Origin of the sequence: Haloplanus sp. GDY1 (assembly GCF_023703775.1) — an archaeon.
In the GTDB taxonomy this organism is placed as follows: domain Archaea; phylum Halobacteriota; class Halobacteria; order Halobacteriales; family Haloferacaceae; genus Haloplanus; species Haloplanus halophilus.
In genome coordinates this window covers 1,412,912-1,433,244 of sequence record NZ_CP098514.1, presented here as the reverse complement: position 1 = coordinate 1,433,244, position 20,333 = coordinate 1,412,912, and the positions used below count along the sequence as shown (strand labels likewise).

The 20,333-nt window shown below is 67.4% G+C and carries 17 protein-coding genes; 8 read left to right on the top strand and 9 right to left on the bottom strand.

All coding sequences use genetic code 11. From position 1 onward, the window contains the following. Nucleotides 1-158 precede the first annotated feature (158 nt). On the bottom strand, nucleotides 159-695 hold the full coding sequence (locus NBT67_RS07700; RefSeq protein ID WP_251344262.1) for a DUF7344 domain-containing protein: 537 nt from the start codon (nucleotides 693-695) through the stop codon (nucleotides 159-161). Nucleotides 696-1,106: 411 nt separating this feature from the next. Between NBT67_RS07700 and NBT67_RS07695 the strand changes: the two genes are divergently transcribed. From NBT67_RS07695 to NBT67_RS07665, 7 genes are all read left to right on the top strand, one after another. Continuing rightward, nucleotides 1,107-2,975, top strand: a complete 1,869-nt coding sequence (locus NBT67_RS07695; protein ID WP_251344261.1) for a vWA domain-containing protein — start codon at nucleotides 1,107-1,109, stop codon at nucleotides 2,973-2,975. Between the two features lie 115 nt (nucleotides 2,976-3,090). Beyond that, nucleotides 3,091-3,882: a hypothetical protein gene (locus NBT67_RS07690; RefSeq protein ID WP_251344260.1), complete on the top strand. Its 792-nt coding sequence runs from the start codon at nucleotides 3,091-3,093 to the stop codon at nucleotides 3,880-3,882. A gap of 277 nt (nucleotides 3,883-4,159) precedes the next feature. Continuing rightward, complete coding sequence (locus tag NBT67_RS07685) at nucleotides 4,160-5,281, top strand: signal peptidase I (RefSeq protein ID WP_251344259.1); 1,122 nt, start codon at nucleotides 4,160-4,162, stop codon at nucleotides 5,279-5,281. After that, nucleotides 5,278-6,480 (top strand): hypothetical protein, encoded by a 1,203-nt coding sequence (locus tag NBT67_RS07680; RefSeq protein WP_251344258.1) that lies wholly within the window; start codon nucleotides 5,278-5,280, stop codon nucleotides 6,478-6,480. The genes NBT67_RS07685 and NBT67_RS07680 overlap by 4 nt, the downstream gene beginning before the upstream one ends. Before the next feature lie 2 nt (nucleotides 6,481-6,482). Beyond that, a complete protein-coding gene (locus NBT67_RS07675; protein WP_251344257.1) occupies nucleotides 6,483-8,606 on the top strand; it encodes a hypothetical protein in 2,124 nt (707 codons plus the stop codon). Beyond that, complete coding sequence (locus NBT67_RS07670) at nucleotides 8,603-8,821, top strand: hypothetical protein (RefSeq protein WP_251344256.1); 219 nt, start codon at nucleotides 8,603-8,605, stop codon at nucleotides 8,819-8,821. Before NBT67_RS07675 ends, NBT67_RS07670 begins: the two co-directional genes overlap by 4 nt. An 81-nt stretch (nucleotides 8,822-8,902) precedes the next feature. Further along, nucleotides 8,903-9,601, top strand: a complete 699-nt coding sequence (locus tag NBT67_RS07665; protein WP_251344255.1) for an HD domain-containing protein — start codon at nucleotides 8,903-8,905, stop codon at nucleotides 9,599-9,601. A 78-nt stretch (nucleotides 9,602-9,679) separates the two neighbouring features. Here NBT67_RS07665 and gltB read toward each other — a convergent pair whose 3' ends face one another. From gltB to NBT67_RS07640, 6 genes are all read right to left on the bottom strand, one after another. Next, nucleotides 9,680-14,212, bottom strand: a complete 4,533-nt coding sequence (gene gltB / locus NBT67_RS07660) for a glutamate synthase large subunit (RefSeq protein ID WP_251344254.1) — start codon at nucleotides 14,210-14,212, stop codon at nucleotides 9,680-9,682. Nucleotides 14,213-14,369: 157 nt separating this feature from the next. Then, a complete protein-coding gene (proS, locus tag NBT67_RS07655; protein WP_251344253.1) occupies nucleotides 14,370-15,845 on the bottom strand; it encodes a proline--tRNA ligase in 1,476 nt (491 codons plus the stop codon). A 49-nt stretch (nucleotides 15,846-15,894) separates the two neighbouring features. Beyond that, nucleotides 15,895-16,665 (bottom strand): endonuclease V, encoded by a 771-nt coding sequence (locus tag NBT67_RS07650; RefSeq protein WP_251344252.1) that lies wholly within the window; start codon nucleotides 16,663-16,665, stop codon nucleotides 15,895-15,897. A gap of 4 nt (nucleotides 16,666-16,669) precedes the next feature. After that, entirely contained in the window at nucleotides 16,670-17,614 is a 945-nt protein-coding gene (locus tag NBT67_RS07645) for a rhomboid family intramembrane serine protease (protein ID WP_251344251.1), read from the bottom strand. Nucleotides 17,615-17,675: 61 nt separating this feature from the next. Continuing rightward, entirely contained in the window at nucleotides 17,676-17,810 is a 135-nt protein-coding gene (locus NBT67_RS17990) for a hypothetical protein (RefSeq protein ID WP_256474708.1), read from the bottom strand. Nucleotides 17,811-17,900: 90 nt separating this feature from the next. Then, complete coding sequence (locus NBT67_RS07640; RefSeq protein WP_251344250.1) at nucleotides 17,901-18,434, bottom strand: inorganic diphosphatase; 534 nt, start codon at nucleotides 18,432-18,434, stop codon at nucleotides 17,901-17,903. Nucleotides 18,435-18,763: 329 nt separating this feature from the next. Between NBT67_RS07640 and NBT67_RS07635 the strand changes: the two genes are divergently transcribed. Next, nucleotides 18,764-19,123 (top strand): PadR family transcriptional regulator, encoded by a 360-nt coding sequence (locus NBT67_RS07635; protein WP_251344249.1) that lies wholly within the window; start codon nucleotides 18,764-18,766, stop codon nucleotides 19,121-19,123. Here NBT67_RS07635 and NBT67_RS07630 read toward each other — a convergent pair. After that, nucleotides 19,104-19,667 carry a DUF7108 family protein gene (locus NBT67_RS07630; RefSeq protein ID WP_251344248.1) on the bottom strand — a complete coding sequence of 188 codons (564 nt, stop codon included), beginning with the start codon at nucleotides 19,665-19,667 and terminating at the stop codon, nucleotides 19,104-19,106. The two genes, NBT67_RS07635 and NBT67_RS07630, sit on opposite strands and share 20 nt — an antisense overlap. Next, the gene (gene rnhA, locus NBT67_RS07625) at nucleotides 19,660-20,253 is read right to left on the bottom strand and encodes a ribonuclease HI (protein WP_251344247.1); all 594 of its coding nucleotides are present in this window, start codon (nucleotides 20,251-20,253) and stop codon (nucleotides 19,660-19,662) included. Before rnhA ends, NBT67_RS07630 begins: the two co-directional genes overlap by 8 nt. Nucleotides 20,254-20,333: the final 80 nt, after the last annotated feature.

Below are 20,333 nucleotides of genomic sequence, written 5' to 3'. Positions count from 1 at the left end.
CGATCATAAGTGTGCTCATTCAAATATCGTATTTGATATCTGAATGGCGTCTCACCGTCGGTTTCGACCTGTCAGCACTCGCACCGGCCTTTCGGCCGTGTCTATTTCGGACTTTCGATATCAAATTTGATATTTGCGGGCGGTAAACCATAGAAATCCTACAGGAGTTGTTGGAAGTAGAGCCAGCGGCGCGACCAGAACTGGTACAGGGTCGAGACTGCGATGACGAGGAGGAAAAACGACGCCCAGAGCAGCGGGTCGACCGCCGAGACCAGCGGTGTGTCGGTCGAAGCGAGGACGACGGTGAGTAGCGAGACGGTGCCGACGGCGCGATAGTACGTCGCCCACGTGACGCCGTAGCGCGTGACCACCTCCATGTAGAGGTCCACCTGGCGGGCCGACTTCCGGAGGAGGATCGTCTTCCGGTCGCTGTCGTAGTCGACGATGCCGGCGTCGTCCAGTTTCGGCAGGTGGGTCTGGTGGAGGGAGACGTAGACGCTGTCCCGGATGTTGCTCGGGGGCGGCGATTCGTTGGTCTCGATCTCGGCGATGTGGACCGCGAGATCCCGAAGCGACACCTCGTGGCCCCGATCCTGTAGACACTTGATGACGTTTCGGCGCCGGTCGTTCCGAAGGATGTCGTGAATGTCCGTCTCGGGGAGTACGTCGTCCGTCTGGAGTAGTCCGATGTTCATGGGTAGCGACCGGGTTCGGATGCATCAACACGACAGAGGGGCATAGTTATCAGTATCTTAACTACTCTCAGGGTCGCCCGGCGACGGGCGTTAATTCCCGGTTAGGTGTGCTTACCACCTCCAGAATTCTGGGGTTTCAGGCGTCGTATCGGCTTAATATCCGGTTAACGTGCGCGCGAATCTCTAGCGAGTGAACCGGTGGACCACCTCGGTCACGGTAACCGGGTGTTTCCCCGGATTAGCCCCACGTTATGTGAGCAAATTGGCGATTAGCTATCGGGGTAGGTGTAGTGCATAGGAGCAACGGCAGCCACCCACGGCCGGACGTCGTGGCGGTTCGACTCGGTCGGTGGGTCTCCCCAGCGAGGGAAACTGGCTGTCCGACGACGGCCCAACGAGACAAGGCAAACCATGTCAAACGAATTCGAACTCTCTCGGCGGAAGGCGCTGGCCGCACTCGGTACGATCGGTGTGGCCTCGGCTGGCGCGGGGCTCGGTACCTCCGCGTACTTCAGCGATCAGGAAACGTTCCAGAACAACGAGCTCACAGCCGGTGAACTCGACCTCAAGGTCGACTGGGAGGAGCACTACTCCGACTGGTCGGACGACGAGGCGAACCTCGACGACGACAATCCGGACAACGACCTCGACATCGTGATGGACGACCCGGACGACGTGGCGTACGTCGGGCTCCCGTATCCCGACGACCCGCTCATCTGGGTGCACGAGGACGACCTCGACGAGTTCATGGCGAACACCGGCATCGACGCGTTCCCGGACCCCGACAACAGCGGGACGGGCGACTTCCCGGACTACTCCGAGATGCCCGAGGGGTCGACCGTCTGTGACTACCTGGCGGACGTGGGCGCGGACGACGAGGGGCTGTCGACGTTCTCGGATCCCGACGCGGACCCGCCGGTCATCGGCCGGACCGACGGACCCGACACGCGGACCGGCGGCGTCGAGATCGAGGGAGAGCCCAAACCCCTCGTCGCGCTCGACGACGTCAAGCCGGGTGACTTCGGCGAGATCACGTTCAGTACCCACCTCTGTGACAACGACGGGTACCTGTGGATGAACGCGGACAACGTCGAGTACAGCGAGAACGGCGTCACCGAACCCGAGGCGGACGACCCCGACGAGGAAGACGGCGTCGTCGAACTCCCCGACGTCGTCCAGACGGCGCTCTGGTACGACGGGGACTGCGACAACGTGCTCGACGAGGTGACCGGTGAACTCGACATCGTCGCGCTGGCGGACGTCTCGGGCTCCATCGACGGGGACGAGATGACGCGGATCACGGATGCGGCGAACATCTTCATCGAACAGCTCAGTGCGAACACCGAACCGGGCGACGTCGAGGCCGCGCTGTACACGTTCGGCTCGCCGCACACCGCTCCGGACGAAGCCGTGAACGAACAGCGGGAGCTGCAGGACCTGAGCAACTACATCACGGGCGGGAACGGCAATCTCACCCAGGGTCCCGGCGGCGAGTTCCCCAACGATCCCGTCGACGCGAACGCCACGCCGATGCCGGCGGCGCTCGACATCGCCTCGCAGGTGCTCGACAACGAGGGTCGCCCCGACGCCAAGAAGGTCATCGTGCTGGTCACCGACGGCGGCCCGAACTACGCCGGCGACGGCCCCGGCGGCGGGACCGTCACGTTCTCGGGTGCTGGCCACCCCTACACGTCCGAGCAGGACAACGGCTCCTCGGACGGGAACGTCTCCGACGACGAGAAAGACGAGACGGCGAGCGTCGCGAGTTCGATCTTCACCAACAACGGCTACGAAATCTGGACGGTCGGCATCACGGACGAGGCCGATCTGAACATGTTCCTCGAGACCGGGGTCGCTCAGCCCGGGACGGACCAGCACACCAACGTCAGCGGTGACTTCGACGGCATCAACGCCGCGGCGCTGGAACTCGCGAACGCCATCACCGGCCAGGAAGAGGTGATCTTCCAGGGCACCCTCCGCGAACTGCTGACGGCGCTCCAGAGCAACGACGGACGCGGGATCCCGCTCGACGCCGGCCTCGACACGGAGTACTTCGAGACCGGGTACCAGGCGGACAACGGCCCGGATCCGGAGGACGATCCCGACCGCGAGTGCTTCCGGGGCCTCAACACCTACTGCTTCGGTCTGGCGTGGTGGCTCCCGGTCAACCACGGCAACGAGATCCAGACCGACTCCGCCGAGTTCGACATCGGGTTCTACACCGAGCAGTGCCGGCACAACGACGGCGCCGGCATGAACAACGAGAGCATCGACGCCTAACCTCCCGAACGCTCTCGGTTCTCGGTTCACCCACGCTGGTGTGCGACCCCGGCGGGTCGTCGACGCGTTCCGCCGGCGTCGTGGCGGTTCGATTCCGCCGGTGGGCCTTCCCCGCATGACCTCACCCTCGTTCACGCGACGGCGGATACTCGCTGCGGTCGGGAGTGTGGGCGCCCTCTATCTCGGCGCCGACCGGGCGGGCGCCGCGCTCGGACTCGACCCCGTGACGCTGAATCAGGGAACCGTCAACGGGACGTACGCCGCCTCCACGGAGGAGATGTTCGTGAACGCGCCGCCACGCATCGTGCTCGCGTGGCGGGAACTCGTCAACGGCCGGCTCACGGAGGAGACGGGGCTCGTCGGCGGCGCGGACGGCGAGACGGGGAGCGTCGGCCTGATCGTCGACGAGGCGGTCGTGCCGGGCGACTCCGGATCGGTGACCATGCGTGCGCGGCTGATCGAGCGGGAGGAGCAGGAGACCGACGACGCGCGACTGTTCTTGCGGTTCCGACTCTCGAACACCGCCGAGAACGGGATCACCGAACCCGAGGCTGACGCCGGGGACACGACGCCGAACGACGGCGAACTGCAGGACTACACCCGGATCACGATCTGGAAGGACGACGGGTTCGGCACCGGCAACGGGGAACTCGAATTGGGGGACATCCCGGTCGTCGGCGAGACGGAGATCGCGAGCGGCACCCTCGCCGAGGTGGCCGAATCGTCCGCGTTCGACGGCGGCTACCAACTCGTCGTCGGCGGGGACGGCTGTCTCTCCCCCGGCGATCAGGTGTACGTCTCCTTCGAGTGGGCCATCCCGGAGACCGTCGGCAACGTCATCCAGGGGGATTCGGCGACGTTCCAGGTCGCGTTCGACCCCGAACCCTGCTCCGGCGGGGGTGGCTAACCGTGTGGCTGGCGGCGGTTAATCGGTCATTAGCGGCCGCACACACGGGCGAGCAAACCCCACGTATCGGCGGATACGGTGGGTTTACGCCCGATTCGACACCGCCCCGAATCGCCGGGGCCTCCCGCCCGGTTCAGGTATCCCTTACCCCGTGCCCGTTCGTGTCAAAGCAGCGGATAACTAAGGTCGATACGGGGGTCGATACTACTGATGGGTTCGACGGGGACGTTCGGCGGACGGCCGAGTTCGGCACGGTCCGTCACGGGGGGTGGCAGGCGTGAGTGAGAGCGACCGCGATACGGTTCGGTTCGTGGCGAACGTGCTCGTGGTCCTCCTGTTGATCGGCGCCGTCACGCCCTTCGTGGTCTACGCCGTGCCCGGGGTGGTCGGTGCGGATCACGGGCTGGTCGTCCTCTCGGGCAGCATGGAGCCGCGGATGAGCCCGGGTGACGCGATCATCGTCCGCGAGGTCCCACCGGGTCAGATCGAACAGGGTGACATCATCACGTTCCAGACCAGCAGCGAGACGCCGACCACTCACCGCGTGGTCGAGGTTCGGCGGACGGAGGACGGCGCCGCCTACGTCACCAAGGGCGACGCGAACGAGGAACGCGACCCCGGAGTCGTGCCCCACGACCGGGTCGTCGGCGAAGTCGTCTTCGTGATCCCGCTGCTCGGCCACGTGATCCAGTTCGCCAACACGCAGATGGGCTTCCTGATGCTCGTGCTCACGCCGATGCTGCTGTTCGTCCTCTCGGAGCTCTGGGAACTGGCGAAGTCGATCCGTCAGCCCGAAGCCACGGCGACCGGGACGGACGCGGCGGGGGCGACTCCCGAATCGGTGGCGGCGGGCGCGGCGACTCCCGCCGCGGCCGACGACGGTGCGGACACCGACGGTGGGTCCTTCACACTCACCCGTTCGAGCCTGCAGGTCCTCCTGTTGTTGCTGGGATTTTACGTCCCCTACAGCGCCTACGTGGCGTACACCACCCGCGAGGCGTGGTCCATCGGCGCCGCGACGGCGACGATCATCGGCTTCCTGTTCTGTCTCGTGATCTACGTCGCCAGCCGCGGAGACGCCGCCGGCGGAACGGCGACCGGAGCGGTCCGATCGACCGAGGGCGTCGTTCGTCACGGCCGACTCCCGGCTCGGCTCGACGACCGGACGACCGTCCCGCTCGACTCGGTCGAGTCGCTGGTCCAGATGGCGATCGACCGCGACGACTGGGTCATCTACGACGACGACCGGGACACCTACTACATGACCCGCGACGACGCTCTCTACCTCCACCGGGCGTCGCCCGAGACGGACGGGGGCGCGCCGGTGGAGTCGGCCACGGGGGCGTCGCCGGACGACGAGCGAGCGGCGGACGCGACGAACGGCGGTGATGTCCCGTGACGGACCGCCGCTCCCTGTCGCGCCGGCACCTCCTCTGGGGCCTCACGACCATCGGTGCTGCCGCCACGACCGGGAGCGGCACGGCCGCCCTGCTGTCCGATTCGGCCCGGACCGACGCGCGGATGACCGCCGGGGCGCTCGACCTGTCGGCGTCCTGGGGAAACGACGACTCGATCACGGTCGAGTCCAGCGCGGACGACGGCGGTGAGCGGCGGATCACGCTCACCGTCGACGACAACCCCGCGTACCTCTGTTTCCGGACCGACTGTCCCGACACGCCGACGGACCCCCCGAGGAACGACCGGGGCTGGACGGACGACGACTGGATGGAGCGGGGGACGGCCCGACGGACGGCGAAACGACGGAACGGAACGGCGCGGAACGCCACGGGTGCCGATGGGAGAGACGGCGGCGACCCCCGGTCGAGCCTACAGCCCTCGACGGATCGGGGGAACGGGAGGCGGAATCGAACCGGAGGGAACGACCGGGTGCGGGACACGACGCTCGCGGACCGACTCCTCGTGCGGTACGGCATCGACCGCCACGACGGCAGCGGCGTCGAGTGGCTCTCCGGCTACCTGTCGCTGCGCGAAGCGCGCACGACCTACGGCACCGGGGCCTGTATCGACGGGGAGATCGGCCCCGACGACACCTGGGAGTTCGTCGTGCAGTGGAAGACCGACGAGGTCGTGACGAACTCGACCGACGTCGAGTTCGATTTCGAGTTCTACGCGAGTCAGTCCCGCCACGTCGATCCCGACTCCGTCGACCCCGACTGGGAGTGCGGCCCGACCGGCACGCAGAGCGGTATCAGCTGGGTGACGCTTTGCTCGACGTCGCCGTTCGATCCCGAGGCCGCGAACGTCGACCCGACGCTGAGCGACGACGGGCTGACGGTGTCGTTCTCGAACCTCCCCGACGCCGTCACGACCGTCGTGATCAAATACGGGAGGAAGCTGGACGTCGTCGACTCCCCCACCGGGACGTCGATCACCGTCGGCGACGACGGCGCGACCACCTACGACCAGGCGACCGCCGGCTTCACCGGGACCGATCGGACCAACCCCCAGCCGTGTCCGGCCGCCTTCGGCTGCAAGTACGAATTCCCCGGCTGGGAGTGCAAACCCGGCACGGACGGATCGACCGACGACTCGGTCCCGGCGGACTCCGACGGCGAGCGACGAGGGGGTGGGGACTGATCATGGTGGGTGACGAGTGGCCCTCCTGGACGCCCGCCGTCGGCCTCGTCGTCGCGTTCGTCGTGGTCGCGTCGCTCTCCGGCGGGGCGACCTACACCGTGCTGTCCGACGAGGAGGGCGTCTCGGGGAACGTCACGATCGAGCCCAACTACCGGAACGGGATGTTCCACGTCGAACCGGTCTCCTGTGACCGGATGCGGTACGGCGTCGATAGCAAAGCCGACGTCGACGAGCTAAAGCCGATCAAGAACTTCCACGTCTCCGGGACCGACGGGTGTGCCAGAGTGTCGTTCTGGCTCGCGCCACACTGGTTCGGCACGATCTCCCCCGAACGGGCGAAGATCGGCCACAAGTCCAACGGCCGATGGAGGATACTCGACACCGACGTGCGGATGCAAACCGACGAGACGGTGGTTCTCGGGGCCGTCACGGACGGCTTCAGCCCGTTCGCGGTGTTCGTCCCCAACGAGTCACAGCCGGCGCCGGTCGGCGTCGCGAACGTGACGCCGAACGGGACCGCACCGAACGGGACGACCCAGAACGGGACGACCCAGAACGGGACGGCGCCCGCTGGGCCGGCTTCGGGCAACGCGACCCAGAACGGGACGGCGCCCGCTGGGCCGGCTTCGGGCAACGCGACCCAGAACGGCACGGCGCCCACCTCGACGCCCACCTCGACGCCCACCTCGACGCCGTCCGGGAACCAGTCCACGACCGACGCCGGCACCGGAGAGTCCGCGACGGGCAACGAATCCACCACCGACACCGGTGCGGACGACGGGACGGGACAGTCCGAAAGCGAGTCGGACGACGGCGGATCCGGGAGCGGCGACGCGCCCGACGACGAGAACGCGTCCGACGACGAGAACGCGTCCGACGACGAGGATGCGTCCGACGACGAGAACGCGCCCGACGACGAGAACGCGTCCGACGACGAGAACGCGCCCGACGACGAAGACTCGTCGAGCGGCGAGTCGCCGACCTCGAACGACCCGTCCGGCACCGACGATGGATCGGACGACGACGGTGCCGACAGCAGTACGGACGACGGATCGAGCGACGACTCGTCCGGAAGCGATGACTCGTCGAGTGACGACAGCAGTACGGACGACGGATCGAGCGACGACTCGTCCGGAAGCGATGACTCGTCGAGTGACGACAGCAGTACGGACGACGGATCGAGCGACGACTCGTCCGGAAGCGACGGCTCGTCCGAAAGCGACGATTCGTCGAGTGACGACAGCAGTGCGGACGACGGGTCGAGCGACGATTCGTCCAAAAGCGACGACTCGTCGAGTGACGATAGCAGTGCGGACGACGGATCCAGCGACGACTCGTCGAGTGACGACAGCAGTACGGACGACTCGTCGGGCGACGACAGCGGTACCGACGACGGATCCAGCGACGATTCGTCGACTGACGACAGCAGTACGAGCGACTCGTCGAGCGACGATTCGACAGGTACCGACGGCAGTACCGACGATGGGACGACGACCGACGACGGCACGGACGGCAACGCCGACGATGGGTCCAGCGACGGCGGATCGACCGACGGTGATACCGGCGACAGTTCGACCTCGGACGACTCGTCCACCGACGACTCGTCGAGCGACGACGGCACGGACAGCAGCACCGGCGACAGTTCGACCTCTGACGACTCGTCCACCGACGACTCGTCGAGCGACGACGGCACGGACAGCAGCACCGGCGACAGTTCGACCTCTGACGACTCGTCCACCGACGACTCGTCGAGCGACGACGGCACGGACAGCAGCACCGACGACGGTACGGACAGCAGCACCGACGACGGTACGGACAGCGGCACCGACGACGGTACGGACAGCGGCACCGACGACAGTTCGACCTCGGACGACTCGTCCACCGACGACTCGTCGAGCGACGACGGCACGGACAGCAGCACCGGCGACAGTTCGACCTCGGACGACTCGTCCGGCGACGACGGCACGGACAGCAGCACCGACGACGGTTCGACCTCTGACGACTCGTCGAGTGATAGCGGGTCCAGCGGCGAGTCGTCCGGAAGCGACGACGGTGGCTCTTCGGATGGGGACGGGAGTTCGTCCGGCGACTCGTCGAGCACTGACGGCGGGTCGGGAGCACAATGACCGTCGGAAAATTCGATCTTCCCCGCGCGATCAGCCGATTCGTGCGGGCCGTCCGTGGCTCGCCGACGTCGCTCTGGACGGTGGCACTCGTCGCGGTGGGGTTCTGGTTCGTCCGCCTTCCCGGGATGCGACCGCGGGCGCCGAAGCGGAACGTCATCGTCTGTCTCGTCTACCTCTACGCGCTCGTCGTTCTGCTGTCGGCCGGGTCGATCTGACCGACGTTGTCGTAACGCCTAATAGTCGAACACCCCTTTTTTCGACAATGAGAGACGCACGAACGCAATGGAGGTGGGATCGTGGGGGTTGAGATCAAGGAGTCCGCCGTCTCCGACGAGGAGTTCGAGGAGATGAAGCGGTTCGTCTCGGATTACCTCTCCGCGAGCGTCGAGAACGAGCGCGACGGCGGACGGATGCGGTGGTATCCGTGGCACAGCGCCGAGTACCGCTTCAACCACACGTTGAACGTGGTGGATCTGTCGACCGAGATCGCCAGCCGCGAGGGTGCCGACGTCGACGTGGTTCGCGTCGCGGCGCTCTTTCACGACATCGCGAAACTCGAGGCCGAACAGGAGCGTCACGCCGACGAGGGCGCTCGCGTCGCCCGCGAGTATCTCACCGCGCACGGCGAGTATCCCCAGTCGTTCGTCGATCAGGTGACCCAGTCGGTTCGGGACCACTCCTATCAGGGACCGCTGGAGGACGTCTCGCTGGAGACGCGCTGTCTCATCGAGGCCGACATCCTCGACAAGGTGGGCGCGAACGGCGCGGTGTTGATGCTCCTCCGGATGGGCTACGAGTCGCGGACCCACATGGACGCCGGCGAGATGATCGACCGGGTTCTCGAACGCGGCCGCGACGCGTCGAAGCGCGTGGAGAGCGACGCCGCGGAGGGCATCGCCCACCAGCGACTCAAGCGGGTCACGTGGTTCCGCGAGTGGCTCGAAGAGGAGGTCCCGGGGATCGAAGAGCGGAGCGACGACCCGGACGGGTCCTAGTCCCCCTACGGCGCATTGTCCGTCAGTTCCGGTGGGTCGCCAGACGTTCCGGCGACCCACCGGGAAGCGGTAATCGTCTCAGTCGTCGCCGGTCTGCACCGTTCCGGCGCCGATTTCGCCGCCCCCGGCCGCCGACGCCGGTTCGGGCAGTTCGTTGCGCACGTCCTCGCGGCTCTCCTCGGCGATGACCTCCGCGTAGGCGTCGGGCATCACCTTCGTGAAGTTCCGCACCTCGGTCCCCCAGTCGGAGAGGAGCGCCGCCGCGCGGTCGCTGTCGGTGTACTCCGCGTGGTTCTCGACGAGTCGGCGGAGCATCGCCTCGTCGGCGTCCTCCAGGTCGTGGTGGATTGTCACCATGCCCTCGTTGGCGCGGTCCTCGAACTCGCCGTCGGGGTCGTAGACGTAGGCAACGCCGCCGGACATCCCGGCCGCGAAGTTCCGCCCCGTGTCGCCGAGGACGGCCACGACGCCGCCGGTCATGTACTCACAGCCGTGGTCGCCGACGCCCTCGACGACGGCCTTCACGCCGCTGTTGCGGACGGCGAAGCGCTCGCCCGCCAGCCCGTTGACGTAGAGTTCGCCCTGCGTGGCGCCGTAGAGGGCGACGTTGCCGACGAGGATGTTGTCCTCGGGTTCGTAGGCGGCCGTCTCGGGCGTCCGGACGATCACCTTACCGCCGGAGAGCCCCTTGCCCACGTAGTCGTTGGCGCCGCCGACGAGCTCCATCGTCACGCCGTTCGCGAGGAAGGCGCCGAAGCTCTGGCCGGCGATGCCGTCGAACGTACAGGAGATGGTGTCCTCGGGCAGGCCGCTCTCGCCGTAGCGCTGCGAGATGCGGTTCGAGAGCATGGCACCCACCGCGCGGTCCCCGTTGGAGATGTCCTGCCGGAGGTGGACGGGTTCGCCCTCCTCGATGGCGTCCGTGGCCGCTCCGATCAGGTCGTGATCCAGGTGACTGTCGACGTCCGCGTGTTTCTGCTCGCGGACCTTGTGGCGCTCCCCGCCCTCGGGTTCGGCGATGATGGCCGAGAGGTCGAGGTGTTTGGCCTTGGGGTGATCGGTCTCGACCTGTTCGAGGAGCTCCGGCCGACCGATCATCTCGTCGACCGTGCGGAAGCCGAGGTCGGCCATGATCTCCCGCAGTTCCTGCGCGAGGAAGACCATGTAGTTGATGACGTGATCCGGCTGGCCGGAGAAGCGCTCGCGGAGGTCCTCGTCCTGCGTGGCGACCCCGGTCGGGCAGTTGTTGGTGTGACAGATGCGCGCCATCACGCAGCCGGAGGTGATGAGACTGGCCGTCCCGAAGACGTACTCCTCGGCGCCGAGCAGCGCCGCGACGGCGACGTCGCGACCGGTCATCATGCCGCCGTCGGTGGAGACGCGGATGCGGTCACGGAGCCCCGTCGCGCGGAGCATCTGGTTGGCCTCGGCGACGCCGAGTTCCCACGGGAGGCCCGCGTTCTTGATGGACGTCTTGGGCGACGCGCCGGTGCCGCCGGAGTGGCCCGAGATGTGGACCACGTCGGCGTTGGCCTTCGCGACGCCGGCGGCGATGGTGCCGATGCCCGCCTCGGCGACGAGTTTCACGTTGATGTCCGCCTCGGGGTTGGCGGTCTTCAGGTCGTGGATCAACTGCTTGAGGTCCTCGATGGAGTAGATGTCGTGCAGCGGCGGGGGCGAGATGAGGCCGACGCCCGGCGTGGAGTAGCGGACGTGCGCGATCATCTCGTTGACCTTCTTGCCGGGGAGGTGCCCGCCCTCGCCGGGCTTGGAGCCCTGGGCCATCTTGATCTGGAGTTCGTCGGCCGAGGAGAGGTAATTGGAGGTGACGCCGAACCGGCCGGAGGCGACCTGCTTGATGTTGCACTCCTTCTCGGTGCCGAACCGCTCCGGCGGTTCGCCGCCCTCGCCCGTGTTGGACTTGCCGCCGAGGCGGTTCATGGCGATGGAGTTGGTCTCGTGGGCCTCCGGCGAGAGTGACCCGAGCGACATGGCGGCCGTCGAGAAGCGCTCGACGATTTCGTGGACCGGCTGGACCTCCTCCAGCGGAATCGACTCGCGGTCGCTATCGAACTCCAGCAGCCCGCGCAGGGTCTGGAGGTTCTCCTGCTGGTCGTTGATGAGCTCCGCGAACTCCTGGTATTTCTCGTAGCTCCCCGAGCGGACCGCCTGCTGGAGCGTGCCGACGGTCTTGGGGTTCCACTGGTGGTGGATGCCGTTCGACCGGTGTTCGTACTCGCCCTGGCGCTCCAGTTCGGGGTCGTCCTCGAAGGCGACCGCGTGTCGCGTCTCCAGGTCGTCTTCGAGTTGCTCGATGCCGATGCCCTCGGTTCGGATCTCCGTCCCCTCGAAGTACTCGCGGACGAAGTCCGAAGAGAGGCCGACGGCCTCGAAGATCTGGGCGCCCTGGTAGCTCTCGACGGTGGAGATGCCCATCTTCGCCATCGTCTTCAGGAGGCCGTCCTCGAGGGCCTTCTTGTACTGGCCGATGGCCACCGACTCGTCGGCGCCGTCGGGACCGGCGACGATGTCGGAGATGCTCTGGTAGGCGAGATAGGGGTTCACCGCGTCGGCGCCGTAGCCGACGAGGGTCGCGAGGTGGTGGACCTCGCGGGGGTCGCCGGACTCGACGGCGAGGCCGGCGTGGTTGCGGAGGCCGTTGCGGACGAGCGCGTGGTGGACGCCGCCGGTCGCGAGCAGGCTGGGGACGGGCACCCGATCCGGTCCCGTGTTGCGGTCCGAGAGGACGACGATGTCGGCGCCGTCCTCGATGGCCTCGCGCGCGTCGCGGCGGAGGCGCTCGACTGCACTCTCCAGGTCGCCGCCCCGCTCGTAGGTCATGTCGACGACGGTCGAACTGAACTCGCCGTCGAGGTCCTTGATCTCCGCCGTCTGGGCGTCGGTCAGGACCGGCGAGTCGACGACCAGCTGGCGGGCGTGTTCCGGCGTCTCGTCCAGCAGGTTGCGCTGGGGGCCGAGCCGCGACTCCAGGCTCGTCACCAGTTCCTCGCGGATGTAGTCGATGGGCGGGTTCGACACCTGCGCGAACAGCTGTTTGAAGTAGGTGAACAGCGGACGGTTGAAGTCGGAGAGCACCGACAGGGGCGTGTCGTCGCCCATCGAGCCGACGGGGTCCTTGCCGTCCTTGGCCATCGGCTCGACGAGGTGGTCGAGCTGGTCGTAGGTGTAGCCGAAGGCCGACTGCTGGGAGCGCAGCGACTCGATCCGGTCGCGCGGTTCGTAGTCGGTCTCGGCCGACTCGTCGAGGTGGCGCTGCTCGCGGCCGACCCACTCGCCGTACTTCTCGTCGGTGAGTTCGTCGAACACCTCGTCGTCGGGGACGACGCGTCCCTCCTCGGGGTCGGCGACGAGCAACTGGCCGGGCTGGAGCCGGTGGCGCTCCTCGATGTTCGAGGGGTCGATGTCGAGCGCGCCGGCCTCGCTCGCCATGATGAGACGGTCGTCCTCGGTCACGTCGTACCGACAGGGCCGGAGGCCGTTGCGGTCGAGGGCGGCGGCGACCTGGTCGCCGTCGGTGCCGACGACGAGCGCCGGGCCGTCCCACGGCTCGACGAGGCTCGCGTGGTAGTCGTAGAAGTCCTTGCGCTCCTGGCTCATCGCGTCGTCCTTGCGGAAGGCCTCGGGGATGAGCATCCGGAGCGCGTGGGGGAGGTCACGACCGCCCTGCACGAGCAGTTCGAGCGCGTTGTCGACGGAGGCGGTGTCGCTCTGGTTGGGGTCGTTGATGATCGGCTTGAGCGTGTCGATGTCCTCGCCGAAGTCGGGGTGTTCGAGGTCCGTCTCCCGGGCGCGCATCCAGTTGATGTTGCCCCGGATGGTGTTGAACTCGCCGTTGTGGATGATGTTCCGGTAGGGGTGAGCGAGGTGCCACGCGCCGAGCGTGTTCGTCGAGAAGCGCGCGTGGACGAGCACGAGCGTCGACTTCACGCGCTCGTCAACGAGGTCCGGGTAGTAGGTCGGGAGTTGCGTGGCCTTCAGGAGCCCCTTGTAGACGAGGGTCTTGCGGTCGAGCGAACAGATGTAGAACCGGCCGGCGCCGGCCGAGTCGAGTTCCTCGATGGCGTTCTCGACGGCGCGTCGGGCGACGTAGAGCGCGCGGTCGAAGTCGTCGTCGTCCATCTCTTCGGCCGGCCGGACGAACGGCTGCTGGACGTACGGCTCGGAGTCCAGGGCGGTCTGGCCGAGTTCGTGGTTGTCCGTCGGCACGTCCCGCCAGTGGAACACTTCGAGGCCGTGTTCGGCCATCGTCCGCTCGAAGATGGTCATGAGGCCCTGTCGGGCCGCCCCGTCCTGGGGCATGAAGACCGACCCGACCGCGTAGGTGCCGGACAGGTCCGCGTCGACGACGTCCTCGAAGAACTCGTCCGGGCGCTGGATCATGATCCCGGCGCCGTCGCCGGTGGCCTCCTCCGCGCCGGTCGTCCCGCGATGTTCGAGGTTGATGAGCAGGTCGATACCGTCGGCGACCGTCTGGTGGGAGTCACCGCCGTCCAGGTCGAGCACGACACCGACACCACAGTTCGATCGCTCGTCGGTGGGGTCCGCCAGCCCCCGCTGATCGGCGTGGGCGTCTCTCCGCGGCTTGGTCATAACCGCCATACCACGTACCCACTTATTAGCTTGTTCCTGTTACCGTAAGGCTTCACTAATCACATACAAGGCAATATATATCATACAAACATGGGCAAAGACCTTAGCGAAGGTAGATAACGATTAATTCGGTCGAACCGGCGGTACCGCCGGGCGATCAGTACGACCGGGCGAAGTAGGCCGTCTCGACGGCGTCGTCGTCACAGAGCGCGCAGGTCTCGCCGTCGTGGATCGGTTCGGTGTCGCTCTCGCTCCCCTCGAAGGGGACGAGGACGATCTCCGCGGCCACCTGCTCTTTGACCGCCGCCTCGCAGTCCTCGTCGCCACACCACGGCGCCTTGACGTAGCCGCCGTGCTGTCCGATGGTGCCGAGGATCCCCGCGCGATCCGACGCCTCGCGGACGTTCTCGGTCAGGTTCTCCTCGGCGGCGGCGTAGAGTTTGGCGTAGACCGTGTCGAGGTGGTCGGCCACGGTGTCGGCGATGCCCTCGCGGTCGACGCCGGCCGACTCGCCGTCCGGTCGGTGGACGAGCGTGGCCGTCCCCTCCGCCTCCTCGTTGGGACCGATCTCGATCCGGAGTGGGACCCCCTTCAGCTCCCACTCGTTGAACTTGAAGCCGGGGTTGCGCTCGTCGCGGTCGTCGAGTTCGACGCGCACGCCCGCGGCTCGCAGGTCGTCGGCGATGCCCTCCGCGTACGCCAGCACGTCGTCTTTGGTCTCCTCCTGCCAGATGGGGACGATGACGACCTGTTCGGGCGCCATCGTCGGCGGCAGGACGAGTCCCTGATCGTCGCTGTGGGTCATGATGAGCGCGCCGAGCGCCCGCCAGGAGATCCCCCACGAGGTGGTGTGGGCCACGCGTTCGTCCTCGTCCTCGTCGGTGAACGTGATGTCGAAGGCGTCGGCGAAGCTCCGCCCGAGGTAGTGGCTGGTCGCGCCCTGCACCGACTTGCCGTCCGGCATCAGCGCCTCGACGGTGGTCGTCGTGTCCGCGCCGGGGAACTTGTCGTGTTCGGGTTTCTTCCCGCGAAGAACGGGGATGGCCAGCACGTCCTCGTACAGTTCCTCGTACTGGTCGAGTCGGGTCGTCGTCTCCTCCCAGGCGTCGGCCTCGCTCGCGTGTGCGGTGTGGCCCTCCTGCCACAGGAACTCCTTGGTGCGGAAGAACGGCTTGGTCTCGGTTGCCTCCCACCGCACCACGCTACACCACTGGTTGACGCGCATGGGGAGGTCGCGGTGGCTCCGGATCCACCGGCTCAGGTACGGCGCGATGATGCTCTCGCTGGTGGGGCGGACCGCGAGTCGCTCCTCCAGTTCCTCGTAGCCACCCTGCGTGACCCACGCCACCTCGGGGTCGAATCCCTCGACGACGTCCTTCTCGCGTTCGAGGTACGACTCCGGGATGAGCATCGGGAAGTAGGCGTTCTGCACCCCGGTCGACTTGAAGCGGGCGTCGAGTTCGTTCTGGATCGTCTCCCAGAGCCCGTATCCGCGCGGGCGCGTGACGATGAATCCGCTCATCCCCTCCGGCCCGTAGTTCGCGAGGCCCGCCTTCTGCACGACTTCGGCGTACCACTCGCCGGTGCTGTGTTCCTTCGACTCGGTGATCCCGAGTTCCTGATCGTCGCTCATTACCGGGAGGTGGCGGAGATGTGGCTTAAAACGAACGAAGCGCCCGCGACTACTCCTCCGCCAGGGCCGCCTTGCGCTCGTCCGCGTACGCGTCGGCCAGCCGCGTCGGCTCCGGGAGCTTGTAGCCGTCACGGAGTCGCTCGACGAGGCGCACCGCCGTCTCGGCGCTCACCCGATGCCCCGGGCTCACGTACAGCGGGTTGACGACCGGGTTCGAATCGTACTGCCGCGACTGGTAGGCGTAGCCGAGGACGGTCCCCGCGGGGGCGTCCACGTCCTCGTCGGCGACCACCGGCGCCCGCCACCCCGCCGGGCGGCCGTCGGTGTCGGCCTCGACGCGTCCACAGAGCAGGTTCTTCGCGACGCCGACGCTCGGGACGTCGAGGACGACGCCGAGGTGCGTCGCGAGGCCGGCCTGCCGGTAGTGGATCCGGCCGCTCCCGTCGAAGACGACGAGGTCCGGCACCGACGAGAGCGCCTCGAACGCCGCGAGGATCGGGCCGCCCTCCCGGAAGGAGAGCAGTCCCGGCACGTACGGAATCTCCAGGGGCGTCACCGCGTGCGCGCGCTCGACCACCTCGCCGCCGCGCAGGCAGACGACGGCGCTGACCGCCCGGTCGTCGAGGAAGGCCTGATCCACGCCCGCGACGATGGGCCGGTCGCCGTCGAGCGACGCGTCCGGGGCGAGCGAGACGGCCGACGGGTCGAACGCCACGTCGTCGTCGAAGCGGGCGGCCTCGGCCACTCGCCGCTGGAGCGCCTCCATCTCCGCGCGGGACTGCGAGGGATCGGGAACGAACTCGGGACGGACGGGGGTCACGCTCTCACCGCCGTCCGGGGCCGCCGGGCCCGCCGGGACCGCCCGGTCCGCGTCCCCCGCCGAAGGTCAACTGGTCGGGGACGCGCCGTGGCTGCTTGATCCGCTTGCCGTACGCCAGTCCGATCACCAGTCCGATCAGGTGCGCGAGGTGGGCGACGTTGCCCTGTCCCACCGACGCCGCGGACTGTGGCGAGAGGAAAAACAGGACGGAGATGACGGTGAAGCCGGCGGTGAACAGCCACAGCGGGATGGGGATGATGAAGTAGAGGTAGATCCGCAACCCGGGGTTGAGGACGGTGAGGACGCCGAGGACGGCGAAGATGGCGCCGCTGGCGCCGACGACGCTCACGCCCGTGGGTCCGACCGACCCGAGGACGACGCTGGCGCCGACGAACCCGAGGCCGGCGAGGGCGCCGCTGATCAGGAACAGGGCCGCGAAGCGCTTCGACCCGGCGTAGCGCTCGACCAGCGGCCCGAAGAAGTACAGCACGATGCTGTTCCCGGCGATGTGATAGAGGCCGCCGTGGGCGAAGATGGAGGTGAGCCACGTCCAGACGTAGGCGAGGTGGTCGGATCGGAGGACGAACAGCGTCGCCATCGTCTCCCGCCCGGCCAGGCCGCCGACGATCAACTGGAGGGCGAACGTGATCCACATGAGCGCCAGAAACAGGTACGCGACGTTGCCCCTGAAGTACGCGAGGACGCCGCCGGTGCCGGTTACCGATCCGCCGACTCCGGGGAGGCGGTCGAGGATCCCACCCGACCCGCCCTCGTCGCGAACGCTGTCGTCGAAGCCGCTGTCGAACACGCCCGACGGGTCGTCCCACTCGTCCAGCCCCGGACAGTCGTGGTTCTCCGGGAGGCGGTGTTCCGCACAGAACGTCCCGCCGCAGCGCCGACACTGATACGGCAGGTTCTCGTGGCTGCCGCACTCGTCGCACTGAGCCATTGTCGTTGCGTAGTGGCGGGGCCGACAAAAAGGGGGGCGGTCGCCGCTCCGCCCGCGGCCGCTAGCGACCCGCGGGATCCGGCCGCCGGCGATCCGTCGCCGCGCCGCCCGCCGAGTCCGACCCCTCCTCGTCCCCGTCGTAGTTCGACGGCACGACGGTCACGTGACTGAGGCCGGGATGGGTTGTGTCGGTCATACGACCGCATACGGAACTCTCGGACAAAAGATTACCCATGCGCATAATTCATCGGCGGCGCCGGGCGGATAACTGACGGGTATCTCGCCGTCAGGCGAACTTCTCGTCGTAGAGGTCGATGGCGTGTTCGATGGCCTCCTTCGCGGCCGCCTTGTCCTCCCAGCCGAGCGTCTCGACTTCCTTGCCCTCCTCGAGGTTCTTGTAGGTAGAGAAGAACTCGTCTATCTCGTCGAGGGTCTGTTCGGGGATGTCCTCGAGGTCCTGGTAGTGATCGAACCGCGGGTCCTCGGTCGGGACGGCGATGACCTTGTCGTCCTGTTCGCCGTCGTCGTCCATCTTCATGAGGGCGACGGGGCGGGCCTCGACGATACAGCCCGGGAACGTCTGATCCTCGACGAGGACGAGCACGTCGAAGGGGTCCTCGTCGTCGTAGTACGATCGGGGAATGAACCCGTAGTCGCTCGGGTAGTGGACGTTGCTGTGGAGCACCCGGTCGAGGACGACGCCCGGGACGTCCTTGTCGTACTCGTACTTGTTGCGCTCGCCCTTGAGACACTCGACGACGGCGGTGATCGTCTCGGGCGGGTTCGGGCCGGGTTCGAGGTCTTCCCACAGGTTCACCATACCAATACGACTACCGAACCGCCAAATAGGCCTTTCGGGACCGCTCACGGGAACACGAATGAAAAGGTACATGAATCCCCGCGCCTGAGTCAACGTGACACGGACGAGTAGCCTCGGTGGATCCGGTCCGCCGGACCACCCGTGTCTTCCGGGCGAAGCACTCGGTCGACGACCGGGCAGTCGTCGTCGCGATGCGGACGATCGCGAACCGGTTCGAGGAGCGATATGTCTCGAACCGATAAGGTCGCATTCGGGCGATCTACGGCCTGATTCTCACGTTCAAGAACGAGTTGAGAAAGGTTAAATATCCCCGTGACATGTTTCCGGGTATGTCAGAGGCACAAGCAGTAAGCAGCGACCCCGGCATCGTTCGCGACCTGACCGCGTTCCAGCACAACATCCTCGTCATCCTCTCCGAGGAACCCATGTACGGGCTGGCGATCAAACGCCAGCTCGAGGAGTACTACGGCACCGAGGTGAACCACGGCCGCCTGTACCCCAACCTCGACAACCTCGTCGAGATGGACCTCGTCGAGAAGAGCGAACTCGACAAGCGGACGAATCAGTACGAACTGACCGAGGAGGGCCACGAGGCGGTTCTCAACCGGCTCAACTGGGTTCTCTCGAAGTTCGTCACGGGCGACGACCGCGCCGACGCGGTCCGTGACCTCATCGACGCGCAGAACTGAACTCGGGCGTCTCCGTTTCCGTCGCCGCGAACACGTGTTCGAGCGACCGCTCCACCGCGTCGCGTTGTGCGTCGCTCGGCCACGCGTTCCGCGGGAAATACTCCGTCAGGAACTCCCGTAGCTCCGCCGCCGTCGCCGTCTCCACCCGCCGGCCGTAGTGGTTCTCCATGAAGTCGGCGAACGCGCGGGCGTTGGCCGCGTGGACGTCGTCCGCTCGCTCGCGCACCCGCTCTACGACCTCGGCGTTGTGGGTCGCCACCGCGTCCCACTCCCCCGGGTCGCCGCTCCCCGAGAGCGGAATCTCGACCGCCCGATCGGTGTCCTCGATGCGATCCACTCGTGCCGTGTCGCCCTCCATCCACTCGGTCGGGTGGAGGACGAGCGTGTCGTCGGACTCGCGGACGCGTGCGACGTAGTCGTGCGCCGCGAGGCGCTCGTCCCGGTCGCGCTCGTAGGCGGCCGCCTCCTCCTCGTCGACCGCCCGACGGGCCAGGCGGGTGAGCCGTTCGGCCTCCTGCTGGAGGTCCTCCGGTAGATCAGTCATCGTCGAGTGCCTCGTTCGCCAGTCGGTCGGCCCGGTCGTTTATCTCCCGCGGTACGTGCTCCAGCGACCAGCGGTCGAACCCCGAGAGCAACTCCCGGACCGTCACCCGCCGCTCGCGGAGGCCGGGGTCGTTCGCGTCCCACTCCCCGCGCACCTGCTTGACGATCAGTTCCGAGTCGCCCCGCACGTCCACCTCCTCGAAGCCGTGATCCCGGGCTGCCTCCAGGGCGCGGATCAGCGCCTCGTACTCCGCGCGGTTGTTCGTCGTCTCGCCGATCGTCTCGCTCCCCTCGTCGACGATTCCGTCGCCGGAGACGATGACCCAGCCGACGGCGGCGGGACCGGGGTTGCCGCGACTCGCCCCGTCGAAGTAGACGTGTGCCCGCCCGCCCGCCTCCGACAGGAGCGCGGTCAGGTCCGTCGGGCGCGCGCCCTGCACGACGACCGTGTCGTCGTAGGCGACGGCCACCGCCTCGCCCCGCTCCGCCCGCCAGCGTTCGTGATCGGTGTTGCCCGCCGCCACCTCGACGCCGGCCGCCTCCAGCCGTCGCCGCGCGTCGTCGGGATCACAGTCGATGGTCGGCATCGGCCCCACTTCGGGCGACCGACTGATAGGGGTTGTCGTCACGGCCGGCGAACGCTCGCGGGTGGCCGTTCCGCCATCTA

Excerpts from the sequence above, each read along its gene's own strand:
- NBT67_RS07690 (WP_251344260.1), top strand. The coding sequence starts at position 3,091 with ATGACCTCACCCTCGTTCACGCGACGGCGGATACTCGCTGCGGTCGGG.
- NBT67_RS07635 (WP_251344249.1), top strand. The coding sequence starts at position 18,764 with ATGTCAGAGGCACAAGCAGTAAGCAGCGACCCCGGCATCGTTCGCGAC.
- rnhA (WP_251344247.1), bottom strand. The coding sequence starts at position 20,253 with ATGCCGACCATCGACTGTGATCCCGACGACGCGCGGCGACGGCTGGAG.
- gltB (WP_251344254.1), bottom strand. The coding sequence starts at position 14,212 with ATGACCAAGCCGCGGAGAGACGCCCACGCCGATCAGCGGGGGCTGGCG.
- NBT67_RS07640 (WP_251344250.1), bottom strand. The coding sequence starts at position 18,434 with ATGGTGAACCTGTGGGAAGACCTCGAACCCGGCCCGAACCCGCCCGAG.
- proS (WP_251344253.1), bottom strand. The coding sequence starts at position 15,845 with ATGAGCGACGATCAGGAACTCGGGATCACCGAGTCGAAGGAACACAGC.
- NBT67_RS07630 (WP_251344248.1), bottom strand. The coding sequence starts at position 19,667 with ATGACTGATCTACCGGAGGACCTCCAGCAGGAGGCCGAACGGCTCACC.
- NBT67_RS17990 (WP_256474708.1), bottom strand. The coding sequence starts at position 17,810 with ATGACCGACACAACCCATCCCGGCCTCAGTCACGTGACCGTCGTGCCG.
- NBT67_RS07645 (WP_251344251.1), bottom strand. The coding sequence starts at position 17,614 with ATGGCTCAGTGCGACGAGTGCGGCAGCCACGAGAACCTGCCGTATCAG.
- NBT67_RS07670 (WP_251344256.1), top strand. The coding sequence starts at position 8,603 with ATGACCGTCGGAAAATTCGATCTTCCCCGCGCGATCAGCCGATTCGTG.
- NBT67_RS07700 (WP_251344262.1), bottom strand. The coding sequence starts at position 695 with ATGAACATCGGACTACTCCAGACGGACGACGTACTCCCCGAGACGGAC.
- NBT67_RS07695 (WP_251344261.1), top strand. The coding sequence starts at position 1,107 with ATGTCAAACGAATTCGAACTCTCTCGGCGGAAGGCGCTGGCCGCACTC.
- NBT67_RS07675 (WP_251344257.1), top strand. The coding sequence starts at position 6,483 with ATGGTGGGTGACGAGTGGCCCTCCTGGACGCCCGCCGTCGGCCTCGTC.